The organism is Streptomyces sp. NPDC045778, assembly GCF_056431945.1.
Window position 1 is genome coordinate 1 of the sequence record NZ_JBWKJZ010000051.1, and the last position, 14,854, is coordinate 14,854.

At 72.4% G+C, this 14,854-nt stretch carries 13 protein-coding genes; 4 read left to right on the forward strand and 9 right to left on the reverse strand.

What is annotated here, in order from left to right; all coding sequences use genetic code 11:
• The 5 genes from AC07GB_RS37365 to tkt all read right to left on the reverse strand — a co-directional run.
• A partial coding sequence (locus AC07GB_RS37365) for a glucose-6-phosphate isomerase (protein WP_478853590.1) occupies window positions 1-809 on the reverse strand: 809 nt, incomplete at its 3' end.
• Window positions 802-1,743 (reverse strand): glucose-6-phosphate dehydrogenase assembly protein OpcA, encoded by a 942-nt coding sequence (gene opcA / locus AC07GB_RS37370; protein WP_478853591.1) that lies wholly within the window; start codon window positions 1,741-1,743, stop codon window positions 802-804. The genes opcA and AC07GB_RS37365, both read right to left, overlap by 8 nt.
• Window positions 1,740-3,260 carry a glucose-6-phosphate dehydrogenase gene (gene zwf / locus AC07GB_RS37375; protein WP_478853665.1) on the reverse strand — a complete coding sequence of 507 codons (1,521 nt, stop codon included), beginning with the start codon at window positions 3,258-3,260 and terminating at the stop codon, window positions 1,740-1,742. The genes opcA and zwf overlap by 4 nt, the downstream gene beginning before the upstream one ends.
• A gap of 11 nt (window positions 3,261-3,271) precedes the next feature.
• Window positions 3,272-4,417: a transaldolase gene (gene tal, locus AC07GB_RS37380; protein WP_478853592.1), complete on the reverse strand. Its 1,146-nt coding sequence runs from the start codon at window positions 4,415-4,417 to the stop codon at window positions 3,272-3,274.
• Window positions 4,418-4,454: 37 nt separating this feature from the next.
• Complete coding sequence (tkt, locus tag AC07GB_RS37385; RefSeq protein ID WP_478853593.1) at window positions 4,455-6,539, reverse strand: transketolase; 2,085 nt, start codon at window positions 6,537-6,539, stop codon at window positions 4,455-4,457.
• A gap of 205 nt (window positions 6,540-6,744) precedes the next feature.
• Between tkt and AC07GB_RS37390 the strand changes: the two genes are divergently transcribed.
• Window positions 6,745-7,659 carry a helix-turn-helix transcriptional regulator gene (locus tag AC07GB_RS37390; RefSeq protein WP_478853595.1) on the forward strand — a complete coding sequence of 305 codons (915 nt, stop codon included), beginning with the start codon at window positions 6,745-6,747 and terminating at the stop codon, window positions 7,657-7,659.
• 422 nt (window positions 7,660-8,081) lie between these two features.
• Here the strand turns inward: AC07GB_RS37390 and AC07GB_RS37395 are convergent, their stop codons facing one another.
• The gene (locus AC07GB_RS37395) at window positions 8,082-9,272 is read right to left on the reverse strand and encodes an acyl-CoA dehydrogenase family protein (RefSeq protein WP_478853597.1); all 1,191 of its coding nucleotides are present in this window, start codon (window positions 9,270-9,272) and stop codon (window positions 8,082-8,084) included.
• Window positions 9,273-9,530: 258 nt separating this feature from the next.
• Here AC07GB_RS37395 and AC07GB_RS37400 point away from each other — a divergent pair, with 258 nt between their 5' ends.
• Together AC07GB_RS37400 and AC07GB_RS37405 are read left to right on the forward strand one after the other, a co-directional pair.
• Window positions 9,531-10,295, forward strand: a complete 765-nt coding sequence (locus tag AC07GB_RS37400; protein WP_478853599.1) for a YoaK family protein — start codon at window positions 9,531-9,533, stop codon at window positions 10,293-10,295.
• 198 nt (window positions 10,296-10,493) lie between these two features.
• Complete coding sequence (locus AC07GB_RS37405; protein ID WP_478853601.1) at window positions 10,494-11,417, forward strand: hypothetical protein; 924 nt, start codon at window positions 10,494-10,496, stop codon at window positions 11,415-11,417.
• Between the two features lie 13 nt (window positions 11,418-11,430).
• Here the strand turns inward: AC07GB_RS37405 and AC07GB_RS37410 are convergent, their stop codons facing one another.
• Window positions 11,431-12,909, reverse strand: a complete 1,479-nt coding sequence (locus tag AC07GB_RS37410; protein WP_478853603.1) for an FAD-dependent monooxygenase — start codon at window positions 12,907-12,909, stop codon at window positions 11,431-11,433.
• A 127-nt stretch (window positions 12,910-13,036) separates the two neighbouring features.
• Between AC07GB_RS37410 and AC07GB_RS37415 the strand changes: the two genes are divergently transcribed.
• A complete protein-coding gene (locus AC07GB_RS37415) occupies window positions 13,037-13,678 on the forward strand; it encodes a TetR/AcrR family transcriptional regulator C-terminal domain-containing protein (protein ID WP_478853605.1) in 642 nt (213 codons plus the stop codon).
• Window positions 13,679-13,708: 30 nt separating this feature from the next.
• On the opposite strand, the gene AC07GB_RS37420 is transcribed toward AC07GB_RS37415, so the two are convergent.
• Window positions 13,709-14,185, reverse strand: a complete 477-nt coding sequence (locus tag AC07GB_RS37420; RefSeq protein ID WP_478853607.1) for a VOC family protein — start codon at window positions 14,183-14,185, stop codon at window positions 13,709-13,711.
• 121 nt (window positions 14,186-14,306) lie between these two features.
• On the reverse strand, window positions 14,307-14,774 hold the full coding sequence (locus AC07GB_RS37425; protein ID WP_478853667.1) for an NUDIX hydrolase: 468 nt from the start codon (window positions 14,772-14,774) through the stop codon (window positions 14,307-14,309).
• Window positions 14,775-14,854: the final 80 nt, after the last annotated feature.

Here is a 14,854-nt window from a genome sequence, read left to right on the forward strand (position 1 = left end):
CCGACCCAGTCCCAGAACTCGAACATGTTCGCCGTGTCGATCCCGAAGTCCGCCACCTTCTCGGCATTCGTCGACAGCGCCACGAAGTGCTTGGCCACGGCGGCCTCGTCGCCCAGGGACGCGAGGAGCCAGGAGCGCGCGGCCTTGGCATTGGTGATCGTCTCGATCGTGGTGAACGTCTTGGAGGCGATGACGAACAGCGTCTCCGCCGGGTCGAGGTCGCGGACGGCCTCGTGCAGGTCGGCACCGTCGACGTTCGAGACGAAGCGGAAGGTCAGGTCCCGCGCGGTGTGGGGCCGGAGGGCCTCGTACGCCATGGCGGGGCCGAGGTCGGAGCCGCCGATGCCGACATTCACCACGTTCTTGATGCGCCGGCCCGTGTGGCCCGTCCATTCACCCGTACGGACCTTCTCCGCGAAGGCCGCCATCTTGCCGAGCACCGCGTGCACCTTCGGCACGACGTTCTCACCGTCGACCTCGATCACGGCGTCGGCGGGCGCGCGCAGCGCGGTGTGCAGCACCGCGCGCCCCTCCGTGGTGTTGATCTTCTCACCGCGGAACATGGCGTCGCGCTGCCCGAAGACGTCGGTGGCGGCGGCCAGTTCCTGGAGGAGCGCGAGGGTCTCGTCGGTCACCAGGTGCTTGGAGTAGTCGATGTGCAGGTCGCCGACCTGGGCCGTGTAGCGCTCGGCGCGCTCCGGGTCGGTGGCGAACAGCTCGCGCAGGTGGATGCCGTCGGACTTGGCGCGGTGGTCCGCCAGGGCGGCCCACTGGGGTCGCTTCGTCAACAGAGGCGTGGTGTCAGGCACGTTGAACAGACTCCTTGGAGCCGGAGGCGTCTCCGTGCAGCGCGACGGCGTACATCTCGTCGGCGTCGAGGCGGCGGAGCTCTTCGGCGATCAGCTCGGCGGTCGAGCGGACCTTCAGGGCGAGGGTGCGCTCGGGCTGGCCGGGCAGGGACAGGGTGGCGAGGGGGCCCTCGGGGCGGTCGATGCGGATCTCTCCGCTCGCCGTGCCGAGGCGGACCGCGGTGACGACGGGCCCCGCGGTGGTGACGCGCTCGACCGGGACGCCGAGCCGGGCGCCGAGCCAGCGCGCGAGCAGCTCGGCGCTGGGGTTCTCGGCCTCGGACTCGACGGCGGCCGACGTGACGTCGGCGCGGGCCTGGTCGAGGGCGGCCGCCAGCATGGAGCGCCACGGCGTGAGCCGGGTCCAGGCCAGGTCGGTGTCGCCGGGGGCGTAGGACCTGGCGCGGTCCGCGAGCGCGGCGAGCGGGTCCTCGACGGCGTACGCGTCGGTGATGCGGCGGGCCGCGAGGGCGCCGAGCGGGTCCTTGGCGGGCTCGTCCGGGGCGTCGACGGGCCACCACACGACGACCGGGGCGTCGGGAAGCAGCAGCGGCAGGACGACGGAGTCGGCGTGCTGGCCGACCTCGCCGTACAGGCGCAGGAGCACGGTCTCGCCGGTGCCCGCGTCGGCGCCGACCCGGACCTCCGCGTCGAGGCGGTTGCCCTGGCGGTCGCGCGGGGAGCGCGCGGTGCGCCTGATGACGACGAGGGTGCGCGAGGGGTGCTCGCGGGCCGCTTCCTGGGCCGCCCTGGTGGCGTCGTAGGCGTTCTCCTCGTCGGTGACGACGACCATCGTGAGGACCATGCCCACGGCCGGGGTCCCGATGGCTCGGCGTGCTTCGACGAGCGCCTTGTTCACCTTGCTTGCCGTGGTGTCGGTCAGGTCGATCTTCATGGCCTGCGCCAGCTCCGTCCGTCTCGTGCGAGCATTTCGTCCGCCTCGGCCGGGCCCCACGTGCCGGCCGGGTACCCCGCGGGCGTGCCGTGGGTTTCCCAGTGCCCCTCGATGGGGTCGAGGATGCGCCAGGACTCCTCGACCTCCTCCGTGCGCGGGAAAAGGTTGGCGTCGCCGAGCAGGACGTCCAGGATCAGCCGCTCGTAGGCCTCCGGGCTGGATTCCGTGAACGACTCGCCGTACGCGAAGTCCATCGACACGTCGCGGATCTCCATCGACGTACCCGGGACCTTGGATCCGAAGCGTACGGTCATGCCCTCGTCCGGCTGGACCCGGACGACGATCGCGTTCTGGCCGAGTTCCTCGGTGGCGGCCCCGTCGAACGGGGAGTGCGGGGCGCGCTGGAAGACGACCGCGATCTCGGTGACGCGGCGGCCGAGGCGCTTGCCGGTGCGCAGGTAGAACGGGACGCCCGCCCAGCGGCGGTTGTCGATCTCCAGCTTGACGGCCGCGTAGGTGTCCGTCGTGGAGGTCGCGGCGATGCCGTCCTCCTGGAGGTAGCCCTTGACCTTCTCGCCGCCCTGCCAGCCCTCGGTGTACTGGGCGCGCACGGTGTGGGCGTCCAAGTCGGCAGGAAGGCGTACGGACTTCAGGACCTTGAGCTTCTCCGTCACGAGCGAGTCGGCGTCGAACGCGGCCGGTTCCTCCATGGCGGTCAGGGCCATGAGCTGGAGCAGGTGGTTCTGGATGACGTCACGGGCGGCGCCGATGCCGTCGTAGTAGCCGGCGCGGCCGCCGATGCCGATGTCCTCGGCCATGGTGATCTGCACGTGGTCGACGTAACTCCGGTTCCAGATGGGCTCGTACATCTGGTTGGCGAAGCGGAGCGCCAGGATGTTCTGGACGGTCTCCTTGCCGAGGTAGTGGTCGATGCGGAAGACCTGCTCGGGCGCGAACACGTCGTGGACGATCGCGTTCAGCTCCTTGGCCGACGCGATGTCGTGGCCGAAGGGCTTCTCGATGACGGCGCGGCGCCAGGAGCCCTCGGGGGCGTCGGCGAGGCCGTGCTTCTTGAGCTGCTGGACGACCTTGGGGAAGAACTTCGGCGGCACGGAGAGGTAGAAGGCGTAGTTGCCGCTGGTGCCGCGCTTGTCGTCCAGCTCGTCGACGGCGTCGCGCAGCTGCGCGAACGCGGTGTCGTCGTCGAAGTCGCCGGGGATGAAGCGCATGCCGTCGGCGAGCTGCTGCCAGACCTCATCGCGGAACGGGGTCCGCGCGTGCTCGCGCACCGAGTCGTGGACGACCTGGGCGAAGTCCTGGTCCTCCCACTCGCGCCGGGCGAAGCCGAGGAGCGAGAAGCCCGGCGGGAGCAGCCCGCGGTTGGCGAGGTCGTAGACGGCGGGCATCAGCTTCTTGCGGGACAGGTCGCCGGTGACGCCGAAGATGACGAGCCCTGAGGGGCCCGCGATGCGCGGAAGGCGGCGGTCGCGGGCGTCCCTCAGCGGGTTGCGCCACATACTGCTGGGGCTCACTTGGACTCAACTCCCTTGCCCTGGAGGCCCTGGAGGCGGCCGGCGACGGTGCCGAGGAGGTCGTTCCACGCGGCCTCGAACTTGGCGACGCCCTCGTCCTCGAGCTGCTGCACGACCTCGTCGTAGGAGATGCCGAGCGCGTCGACGGCCTTGAGGTCGGCGCGGGCCTGCTCGTAGCCCCCGGTCACCGTGTCGCCGGTGATCTCGCCGTGGTCGGCTGCGGCCTTCAGCGTGGCCTCGGGCATGGTGTTGACCGTGCCCGGCGCGACCAGCTCGTCGACGTACAGGGTGTCCTTGTACGCCGGGTCCTTGACGCCGGTCGAGGCCCACAGGGGGCGCTGCTTGTGGGCGCCCGCGGCCTCCAGGACGCCTGCGCGCGCGGAGGAGAAGACCTCCTCGTACGCCTCGTACGCGAGGCGGGCGTTGGCGAGCGCGGCCCTGCCCTTCAGCTCCTTCGCCGCGTCCGTGCCGACCTGGTCGAGGCGCTTGTCGACCTCGGAGTCGACGCGCGAGACGAAGAAGGAGGCGACGGAGTGGATCGTGGAGAGGTCGTGGCCGCGCTCGTGGGCGAGTTCGAGCCCCTTGAGGTACGCGTCCATCACGGCGCGGTAGCGCTCCAGGGAGAAGATCAGCGTGACGTTGACCGAGATGCCGAGGCCGATGACCTCGGTGATGGCCGGCAGGCCCGCCTTGGTCGCCGGGATCTTGATCATGACGTTCGGCCGGTCGACGAGCCAGGCGAGCTGCTTGGCCTCGGCGACGGTGGCCTCGGTCTCGTGCGCCAGGCGCGGGTCGACCTCGATCGACACGCGGCCGTCACGGCCGCCCGTCGCGTCGTGCACGGGGCGCAGGACGTCGGCGGCGGCGCGGACGTCGGCCGTGGTCATCATGCGGACGGCCTCGTCGACGGTGACGCCGCGGACGGCCAGGTCGGCGAGCTGGTCCTCATAGCCCTCGCCGGAGCCGATGGCGGCCTGGAAGATCGAGGGGTTGGTGGTGACGCCCACGACGTGGCCGTGCGTCACGGCCTCGGCGAGGTCGCCGGACGCGATGCGCTTGCGGGACAGGTCGTCCAGCCAGATGGAGACGCCCGCGTCGGACAGGGCCCGCAGGGACGGCGAGGTGGGGACGGCGTTGCTCATGTTCTTCATCTTCTTTCGCGTACGTGCTGCGTAGTGATCAAGCGCGGGCGGCGGCCAGGGATTCCCTGGCCCGCGCGGCGACGTTCTCGGCGGTGAAGCCGAACTCGGCGAAGAGCGTGGCGGCGTCCGCGGAGGCGCCGAAGTGCTCCAGGGAGACGATGCGTCCGGCGTCGCCGACGTAGCGGTACCAGGTCAGGGCGATGCCCGCCTCGACGGCCACGCGCGCCTTGACGGACGGCGGAAGGACGCTGTCGCGGTACCCCTGGTCCTGCTCCTCGAACCACTCCACCGACGGCATCGACACGACGCGGGTCGCGATGCCCTCGGCCTCCAGGCGCTCACGGGCCTCGACGGCGAGCTGCACCTCGGAGCCGGTGGCGATGAGCAGGACGTCCGGCGTCTCCTTCGACGCCTCGACGAGGACGTAACCGCCCTTCGCCGCGGCCTCGTCGGCCGGGTACGTCGGCACGCCCTGCCGGGTCAGCGCGAGGCCGTGCGGGGCCGGGTCGGCCGAGCCGCGGCGCAGGATCTCGCGCCAGGCGATCGCGGTCTCGTTGGCGTCGGCCGGGCGGACCACGTTCAGGCCCGGGATGGCGCGCAGCGAGGCCAGGTGCTCGACGGGCTGGTGGGTGGGGCCGTCCTCGCCGAGGCCGATGGAGTCGTGGGTCCAGACGTAGGTGACGGGGAGCTGCATCAGCGCGGACATGCGGACGGCGTTGCGCATGTAGTCGGAGAACACCAGGAAGGTGCCGCCGTAGACACGGGTGTTGCCGTGCAGCGCGATGCCGTTCATCTCCGCGGCCATCGAGAACTCGCGGATGCCGAAGTGCACGGTGCGGCCGTAGGGGTCGGCCTCCGGCAGCGGGTTGCCCCGCGGCAGGAAGGAGCTGGCCTTGTCGATGGTGGTGTTGTTGGAGCCCGCGAGGTCCGCGGAGCCGCCCCACAGTTCGGGGATGACCGGGCCGAGGGCCTGGAGGACCTTGCCCGAGGCGGCACGCGTGGCGACCTTCGCGCCGGGCTCGAAGACGGGCAGCGCCTGCTCCCAGCCCTCGGGGAGGCGGCCCGCGATGACGCGGTCCAGGAGCGCGGAGCGCTCGGGGTTGTCGGTGCGCCAGGCGGCGAGCCGCTTGTCCCAGGCGGTGTGCGCCTCGGCGCCGCGGTCGAGGGCCCCGCGGGTGTGGGCGATGACGTCGTCGGCGACGGCGAAGGACTCCTCGGGGTCGAAGCCGAGGACGCGCTTGGTGGCGGCGATCTCGTCGGCGCCGAGCGCGGAGCCGTGGGAGGCCTCGGTGTTCCGCGCGTTCGGCGCGGGCCACGCGATGACCGTGCGCATCGCGATGAACGACGGGCGGCCGGTCTCGGCCTTGGCGGCGGCGAGCGCCTCGTACAGGGCGCGCACGTCGATGTCGCCGTCGGCGCGCGGGGTGACGCGCTGCACGTGCCAGCCGTAGGCCTCGTAGCGCTTGAGGACGTCCTCGGAGAACGCGGTCTGCGTGTCGCCCTCGATGGAGATGTGGTTGTCGTCGTAGAGGAAGACGAGGTTGCCGAGCTTCTGGTGGCCCGCGAGGGACGAGGCCTCGGCGGAGACGCCCTCCTCCAGGTCGCCGTCGGAGACGATCGCCCAGATGGTGTGGTCGAAGGGGCTCGTGCCCTCGGGCGCCTCGGGGTCGAACAGGCCGCGCTCGTAGCGGGCGGCCATGGCCATGCCGACGGCGTTGGCGGCGCCCTGGCCGAGCGGGCCCGTGGTCGTCTCGACACCGGCGGTGTGCCCGTACTCGGGGTGGCCCGGCGTGCGGGAGCCCTGGGTGCGGAAGGCCTTGAGGTCGTCCAGGTCCAGCTCGTAGCCGGAGAGGAAGAGCTGCGTGTAGAGGGTGAGGCTGGTGTGGCCGGGCGAGAGGACGAAGCGGTCGCGGCCCGTCCACTCCGGGTCGGCCGGGTCGTGGCGCATGACCTTCTGGAAGAGGGTGTACGCCGCGGGGGCCAGGCTCATGGCCGTGCCGGGGTGTCCGTTGCCGACCTTCTGCACGGCGTCGGCCGCCAGGAGGCGGGCGGTGTCGACGGCACGCTGGTCGAGTTCGGTCCACTCGAAGGGGCCGAGGGTGTCCGGTGTCTGCGTGCTCATCTGTATGAATTCCTTCGCATCCGTGGTGCAGGAGAGGTGCCCGAAGGCACTGTCCGCCGAGGACCAAAGCCCCTGGTCGAACCACCTACGACGGTAAAGGTCATACTTTTGGCGAGGTAGGTGCCCCCGTGCCAGCGTTCGGTGAAAATGGGACACGCACACCGGTCGGGGTCGTACGGAGGCCCCGTTGAGCCGAGGAAAGTCGATGACGGAGCAGGGCGGCGCACGGACGAGCGCACATCTGGGAGCCGCGGAGCACATCCGTACCTACCCCTTCGACCCGAGCGCGAGCGTCTCCGGGGTCGGTATGCAGGTCGGCCCGATGGGCACGGAGGGGCCCTGGGCGGGCGGGGTGGGCCTGTCGCGGCGCGTGCACCGCATCGACTTCCACGTCCTCCTCTTCTTCCGCGAGGGCCCGGTCCGCCACACGGTCGACTTCACGGAGTACGAGGCCGGGGCGGGCCACGCCCTGTGGATCAGGCCCGGCCAGGTGCACAGCTTCTCGGCGACCGACCGGTACGTCGGCACGGCCCTGACCATGCAGCCGGGCTTCCTGCCGCGCGCGACCGTGGAGGCGACCGGCCTGTACCGCTACGACCGCCCGCCGCTGCTGCGCCCGGACGGGGCCCAGCGCGCCGCGATCGACGCCTCCCTCGCACAGTTGCAGCGCGAGTACCTGGACACGGCGACGCTGCCGCTGAGCCTGCACACCTCGGTCCTGCGGCACTCCCTGACGGCCTTCATGCTGCGGGTGGCGCACGTCTCCGCGCAGGCCGCGGCGGACGAATGCAGACCGCAGCCCGACACGACGTTCACGCGGTTCCGCACGGCGGTCGAGCACGGCTTCACGACCAACCACAGCGTCAGCGCGTACGCCGACGAACTCGGTTACTCGCGCCGCACGCTGGTCCGCGCGGTCCGCGCCGCCACCGGCCAGACCCCGAAGGGCTTCATCGACCGGCGCGTCGTCCTGGAGGCGAAGCGGCTGCTCGCCCACACCGACCTGCCGGTGGGCCGCATCGGCGCGGCCGTCGGCTTCGCGGACTCGGCGAACTTCTCGAAGTTCTTCCAGCAGCACACCGGGTGGACCCCGGCGGCGTTCCGCTCGGAACAGGCCTGAGGCGCTACGGCCTGCCCTGGCCCGCCTGGACGCAGAGGAAGCAGCCGTCCCGGAGCGGGAGCGCGCTGAAGGGCGCGGTGGTGCACGCACGAGGCCGTCGCGGCCTCGTCCGGGCCCGGGAAGACGCCCGCGGCGCCGCTGCCGGCGGGCGGGGTGAAGGACTCCACCACGGCCGTGAAGCGGTGCAGGTAGTCATGGACGCGGGGCGGGGAGTAGCCCAGCTCGCTCCAGCGATGTCCGCTCGCCGCCCAGTCCTCGGAGGCGAGATGGGACACCGCGAGCATCAGCACGTCGATGAACACGGCGGTGGCGCCGTTGGACAGGTCCAGGTCGTGGCCGCCACCGGAGAAGATGTTGCTCACCGGCCCATGATGCGCTCCTTCTCCGGGCGCGATACCCGGGTGGGGCCCCCTCGCACGCGGTCAGCGGCGTACCCGGGGCATGCCGAGGCCGATCCACGAGATGATCTCGCGCTGGATCTCGTTGTTTCCGCCGCCGAAGGTGAAGATGACCGCGGAGCGGTAGCCGCGCTCCAGTTCGCCCTTCAGGACCGCGCCCGCCGAGCCCTCCTTCAGGGCGCCCGCGGCGGCCACGACCTCCATCAGCCAGGCGTACGCGGCGCGGCGCGCCTCCGATCCGTAGACCTTGACGGCCGAGGCGTCCTGCGGGGTGAGCGTGCCGTCCTGGACGGCGTGCACCATCTGCCAGTTGAGGAGCTTCATCGCGTCCAGCTTGACGTGTGTCTGCGCCAGGCGGCGGCGCACCCACGGCAGGTCGGCGACGCGGCGGCCGTCGGTGAGCTTGGTGCCCGCGGCCCAGCGGCGCACGTCGTGCAGGGCCCGGATCGCCATGGTGCCGTGCGCGGCGAGCGTGACGCGCTCGTGGTTGAGCTGGTTGGTGATGAGCCGCCAGCCCTTGTTCTCCTCGCCCACGCGGTGGGCCGCGGGCACGCGGACGTTCTCGTAGTAGCTGGCCGTGGTGTCGTGCCCGGCGAGGGTGCTGATGACGGTGCACGAGTAGCCGGGGTCGGTCGTCGGTACGAGGAGCATGGAGATGCCGTGGTGCGGCGGCGCGTCCGGATCCGTGCGCACCGCCAGCCACACCCAGTCGGCGGTGTCGCCGTTGGTCGTCCAGATCTTCTGGCCGTTGACCGTGTAGTGGCCGGTGCTCTCGTCGCCCTCGCGCACCGCCCGGGTCCTGAGGGACGCCAGGTCGGTGCCCGCGTCGGGCTCGCTGTAACCGATGGCGAAGTCGATCTCGCCGGAGAGGATCTTCGGCAGGAAGGCGGCCTTCTGCTCGTCGGTGCCGTACCGCATGAGCGTCGGGCCGACGGTGTTGAGCGCCATCAGCGGCAGCGGGACGCCCGCCTGGGCGGCCTCGTCGAAGAAGATGAACTGCTCCATGGGCGTCAGCCCGCGCCCGCCGTACTCCTCGGGCCAGCCCACGCCGAGCCACCGGTCGGCGCCGAGGCGGCGGATCGTCTCGCGGTAGAACCGCTTCTGCGCGGCGCGGTCGCCGAACCGGGCGCTCGCGTGGTCGGGCACGAGCTGGGCGAAGTACGTACGCAGTTCGGCGCGCAGCCGCTGCTGCTCGGGCGTGTATGCGAGGTGCACGGCCCCTCCTGGCGGTCCGTTGCGGTGTCGACCCTGACGCCGTCCCCAGCGCCGCCGCACGGCGGCGGCCCGGCTTGACGGCGGACACAGTAGAACGTGTTCCAGTAAGGGGGAAGGGCGATGGCGGGACCCGTCGCGCGCCGGGGCGTCGTGGTGCCGTGGCGGCGTGGCGGCGTGGCGCTGCCTACGGGACCTGTCGCTCTCCTTGGGTGCCGTGGCGCTCCCCCGAGGCGCTCGCCCCCGTTGAGAGGCTGAGGCATGACGACTCATCAGTCACACGGGGAGCAGCCGGAGGGGGAAGGCGCGGGCCGGGGCGGCGAGGTGCCCGCCGCGCGGGTGCGGGACACACATCCGCTGCCCCTGACGCTCGTCACGCTGACGGTGGTCAGCGGGTTCGTCGACGCCATCAGCTACCTCGGCCTCGGCCGGGTGTTCGCGGCGAACATGACGGGCAACGTCCTGGTGATCGGCTTCGCCGCGGGCGGGGCGCCTGGATTCTCGGTCGCCGGGTCGCTGGTGTCGCTCGGCGCGTTCCTGGTGGGTGCGATCGCGGCGGGGCGCCTGGCGCGGGCGTTCCGGGGGCGGCGGCGCGCGGCCTGGCTGCGGGCCGCCCTGGGTATCGAGGCCCTGCTGCAAGGCATCGCGACGGCCCTCGCGTTCGCGGGAGGCAGCCACCGGACGTACCTGTTGATCGCGCTGCTCGCCCTCGCCATGGGCCTGCGCAACGGCACGGTCCGCACCATCGGCGTGCCGGACATGACCACCACGGTCCTCACCCAGACGCTGACCGGCCTGGCCTCGCAGTCGCGGCTCGCCGGGGGCACCGATCCGCGCGCGGCGCGCCGCCTCACCGCGGTGGTGGCGATGGTCGCGGGCGCGCTGCCCGGGGCCTGGCTCGTCGTGCGGCACGGCATCGCCTGGCCGCTGCTCGTGAGCACGGTGATCGTGGCGGTGGCCGCCGTGGTGTACCGCGAGAAGCCGGAAGGCGCCGTACGCAAGGCCAAGTTTCGGACACGTCCCTGATTTAGACATTGTCTCGGTTTGGTCACGAGCGGCAAGAGGCCTGAACGCCGCCGGACGCGGCGGCCGTACTCCGCCACGAAAGCCGCACTCGGAAGCGCTCGACCGCAGTCGACGGCACTCGACCGCACCCGACAGCTCAGCGTCCACGACCGGCCCGGCGCCGCAGGGCCCCGGCCGACCGAACCTCAGGAGACCGCGATGCTCAAGAAGACCAAGCCCGCCCTGTTCCTCGCCTCCTTCGCCACCGTCGGCGCCCTCGCCCTGACCGCCTGCGGTGGCGGCGGCAGCGACGACGACGCCAAGAAGCCCGCGGGCAACGCCCCCGTCGTCAACGCCGACCGCTCCGAAGGCCAGGCCGGCTCCGGCTACGACCTCTCCCTGCGGTCCGGCACCGCCCGGCAGAACAACGCGCCCCAGCGGACCGGCGATTGGGCCAACCCGCCTGGTAAGCCCGCGGCGAAGCCCGTGCAGCGCAAGTGGGTCCAGCTGTCGGCGAGCCGTGCGGGGAAGCTCGCCCCCGTGGTCGTCAACGGCTCCGGCTTCACCCTCTACCGCTTCGACAAGGACACCGCGCGGCCCTCCAAGTCGAACTGCTCAGGCGCTTGCGCCACCACCTGGCCGCCCGTCCTCGTCGACCCGGGCAGCAAGATCTTCGTGGACGGCGTGAAGGCCGCGGACGTCGGCGTCATCAGGCGCGACGACGGCACCCGCCAGGTGACCATCGGCGGCTGGCCGGTCTACCGCTTCAGCAAGGACCTCAAGCCGGGCGACACCAACGGCCAAGGCGTGGGCGGCACCTGGTTCGGCGTGACGCCCAACGGCCAGAAGGCCGGACAGCCCGCCGGGGGCGGCACGGACCAGGGTGGTGGCCAGGCCGACCCGGCCAGCAGTGTGATCCTCTTCGACAACGCCAACTTCCAGGACCCGGCGCAGGGCGTGGCGGGCCCCGGCTGCCAGAACGTGGCGCGCCCCAAGGTCGCCTCGTCCCTGTCGGCCGACGGCTCCCTGAAGCTGTGGTCGCGCCCCGGCTGCAAGGGTGAGTCCAAGGTGGTCTCCGGGGATGTCGCGGACCTGCGTAGCGTCGGCTTCGACAACAAGGTCAGCTCGATCGCGTTCGGCTGACCGGGCGCGCGCCTCAGGCGGCTTCGCCCGCACGCCCCGGCCGGGCGGTCCCCCGCGCCCACCCCACGTGCCCGTCCGGCCGGATCAGCGCGGAGCCCACGCCCGCCCAGTCGGCACGGTCCTCGATCGGCGGCCCCTGGTGGACGATCACGTCCGCCGAGGGGCCCTCGGCCTGTCCGGCGAAGTCAAGCAGCACGGGGCGGCCCTCGTGAAGCAGGTCGAAAAGCCGCACGTCCGGGCCGAGTCGGAGGTTCGGCGCGCGGCGGCCGGTCAGCGGGTGGTCGCCGCCGCCGTCGCGGGTCTCGTACGCGCCCGTGTACGCGGTGTCGTAGGCGACCCCGAGGCCCGAGAGGCCCTCGGCGAGGCGCCGGGAGAAGGCGGGCACGGTGGCGACGGCCGAGCCGAGCACCTCGCGCAGGGCCCGGCCCTCGGCGGAGTAGGCGGTCATCAACGCCGTCTGGGCGCGGGTGCTGGTGAGCAACTCAGCGCCGACCGGGTGCCGTTCGCTGTGGTACGTGTCCAGCAGCGCGTCCGGGGCGGCGCCGCGCAGGACGGCGGCCAGCTTCCAGCCGAGGTTGGCGGCGTCCTGCACGCCGACGTTGAGGCCGACGCCGCCGGCCGGGAAGTGCATGTGGGCCGCGTCGCCCGCGAGCAGCACCCGGCCCTTGCGGTAGGCCGCCGCCTGCCGGGTGGCGTTGCCGAACCGGGAGAGCCAGCGCGGGTCGCGCATCCCGAAGTCGTCCCCGGCGACGCGCAGGACGGTGGCACGCAGCTCGTCGAAGGTGAACTCGCCGGGCCAGTCGGCCCGTTGCCCCTCGGGCGTGTGCCCGACGAAGCGGTGGACCCCGCCGGGCAGGCGGACACACATCAGCCCGCCCCGGGGCGTGGCCACGCTCAGGACGGGCCGGGCGAACGGGCGGTCCAGGACCACGTCGCCGAGCCAGCCCCAGACCGTGGCGTCGGTGCCGGGGAAGGCGATGTCCGCGGCGGCGCGCACGGTGCTGCGGGTGCCGTCGCAGCCCACGACGTACGCGGCTTCCAGGGCGTACGCGCCCTCGGGGCCTTCGACTTCGACGCGTACGCCGGAGGTGTGCTCGGCCAGGCCGGTGAGGCGGTGGCCGCGCCGGACGGTGGCGCCGGCGGCCCGAGCGCGCTCGCCGAGGAGGGCCTCGGTGCGGGCCTGCGGCAGCGCGAGCGTGAAGGGATAGGGAGTGTCGAGGACGCTGAAGTCGAGGCGCTGCTCGAGTGCCCCGTAGTGCCCGTCGGGAATGCGGAGCCCTTCGGCGAGGAACGGGTCGACGGCGCCCCGGAAGGCCAGGACCTCCAGGGTGCGCGGGTGCACGGTGAGCGCCCGGGAGTGCGGGGACGGCTCGGGCCGCGCCTCCAGGACGGTCACCCGCGCACCGCCCAGGCGCAGTTCGGAGGCCAGCCACAGGCCGACCGGGCCTGCCCCCGCGATGACGACGTGGGGGTCGGGGTGATGTGTGCGCACGGGTGCTCCTCGGTCGGTGGTTCTTCAGGACGCTGCGGGGACGGCGGTCGTCGACGCGGACACACCTCACGACCCGCCCCGCATTTGGTCACTGACCAATTCGGGATGACCTCAGTAGACTAGGTCAGTGACCAAAAGGCAAGAGCCGCCCGTGCGGGCGGAGAGCAGTTATCGTGCGGGCCTGAGCCCCCGGGCCGTCGCCCGTGCCGCCCTCGGCATGCTGGCCGAGAAGGGCGCCGACGGCGTCTCCGTGCGCGGCACGGCGGAACGCCTCGGCGTGCGGATGAACACCGTGCTGTGGCACGCCAAGACCAAGACCCGGCTCCTGGAGCTGATGGCCGACGCGATCGTCGACGAGGTCTCCCTGGAAGGGCTGCCCGCCGAGTGGCGGGAGCGCGTGCGCGAGCTGATGCGGCGCTTCCGCCGGGCGCTGCTCGCCCACCGGGACGGCGCCCGGATCGTCACGGGCACCTACGCGGCCGAGCCCGCGACGCTGCGGTTCGCCGAGACCCTCACCACGGCGCTGCTCGACGGCGGCCTGCCCGACCGCGAGGCCGCGTGGACGGCGTGGAACCTCCAGTACTTCGTCCTGGGCCTGACCCAGGAGGAGCAGACCGTGCCGGACGAGGGGGACCGCCGCTTCACCGAGGCGCTCGCGGCGGGTGACTACCCGTCACTCGACCGGCTTTCCCCGCACATCGGGGACACCTCCTTCGAGGGCCGGTTCGACCACGGCCTCGACCTGCTGCTGCGGCCCGGGCGGCGGTGAGCACCCGGGCCCGCGTGGCCCGCGTCGCCCTCAGGCGTTGTCGGCGGCGGCCCGCAGGGCCGCCACGTCGATCTTCTGCATCTTCAGCATGGCCTCCATCGCGCGCTGGGCGCGGCCCGCGTCCGGGTCGGTCATCAGCTCTTCGAGGGCGGCGGGAATGACCTGCCAGGACAGGCCGTACTTGTCCTTCAGCCAGCCGCACTGGCTCTCCTCGCCGCCGTCCGCGGTGAGCCGTGACCAGTAGTGGTCGACCTCGTCCTGGTCCGCACAATTGATCATGAAGGAGACGGCCTCGTCGAAGGTGAACTCGGGGCCGCCGTTGAGCGCCGTGTACGCCTGTCCGTCCAGCTCGAAGTCCACGGTCAGCACGGTGCCCGCCGGGCGGGGCCCGGCCTCTCCGTAGTACGACACGTGGTTGACCTTCGAGTTCGGGAAGACCGAGACGTAGAACTCCGCGGCCTCCAGGGCCTTCGTGTCGAACCACAGGTTGGGGGTGATCTTGGGCATGGCACTCTCCTGTCGCCTGGTCGTCGGCGGCGGCCCGCGGGCCGCCGCCCCGCTCCCTGTGATGACCCTCGCCGGAGCCGGAACTCATCGCCACCGGGCGGGCGCGCCCCTGCCCTGCCGCTCAGCCCGTCAGGTGCGCGGTGAGGCGGTCCAGGAAGGCGCGCTGGCCGGCGACGAGCTTGTCGTGGGCCGAGGCCAGGGGAAGCCAGGCCACCCGGTCCAGTTCGGGGAACTCCCGCACGTGGCCCGAGCGGGGCGGCCACTCCAGCTCGAAGGTGCCCGGCACGACGGACGCCGGGTCAAGGTCGGCCTCGACGGCCCAGACGGTCACCGTCTTGCCGCCCGCCTGGCGCACGTCACCCAGCGGCAGGTACGGGCCGGGGGGCGCCGCCAGCCCCAGCTCCTCCTCGAACTCACGCACCGCGGCGGCCAGCGGCTCCTCGTCGTCGGCGTACTCCCCCTTGGGAATGGACCAGGCGGCGGCGTCGCGGCGCGCCCAGAACGGTCCGCCCATGTGGCCGATGAGCACCTCCGGCTTCGGGCCCGTCCCGCGGAAGAGCAGCAGTCCGGCGCTGCGGCGGGCGGTCATGACAGCGGGTCGGGTGAGGGCTGCATGGGCAGGGACCTTACGCCTGCCGCCGCGCGGCGTCGACGTCCGCGAGGACTCGT

What these genes read in the sequence shown, in the direction of transcription:
- opcA (WP_478853591.1), bottom strand. Translation starts at nt 1,743, where the DNA reads ATGAAGATCGACCTGACCGACACCACGGCAAGCAAGGTGAACAAGGCG.
- zwf (WP_478853665.1), bottom strand. Translation starts at nt 3,260, where the DNA reads ATGTGGCGCAACCCGCTGAGGGACGCCCGCGACCGCCGCCTTCCGCGC.
- tal (WP_478853592.1), bottom strand. Translation starts at nt 4,417, where the DNA reads ATGAGCAACGCCGTCCCCACCTCGCCGTCCCTGCGGGCCCTGTCCGAC.
- tkt (WP_478853593.1), bottom strand. Translation starts at nt 6,539, where the DNA reads ATGAGCACGCAGACACCGGACACCCTCGGCCCCTTCGAGTGGACCGAA.
- AC07GB_RS37390 (WP_478853595.1), top strand. Translation starts at nt 6,745, where the DNA reads ATGACGGAGCAGGGCGGCGCACGGACGAGCGCACATCTGGGAGCCGCG.
- AC07GB_RS37400 (WP_478853599.1), top strand. Translation starts at nt 9,531, where the DNA reads ATGACGACTCATCAGTCACACGGGGAGCAGCCGGAGGGGGAAGGCGCG.
- AC07GB_RS37405 (WP_478853601.1), top strand. Translation starts at nt 10,494, where the DNA reads ATGCTCAAGAAGACCAAGCCCGCCCTGTTCCTCGCCTCCTTCGCCACC.
- AC07GB_RS37420 (WP_478853607.1), bottom strand. Translation starts at nt 14,185, where the DNA reads ATGCCCAAGATCACCCCCAACCTGTGGTTCGACACGAAGGCCCTGGAG.
- AC07GB_RS37425 (WP_478853667.1), bottom strand. Translation starts at nt 14,774, where the DNA reads ATGACCGCCCGCCGCAGCGCCGGACTGCTGCTCTTCCGCGGGACGGGC.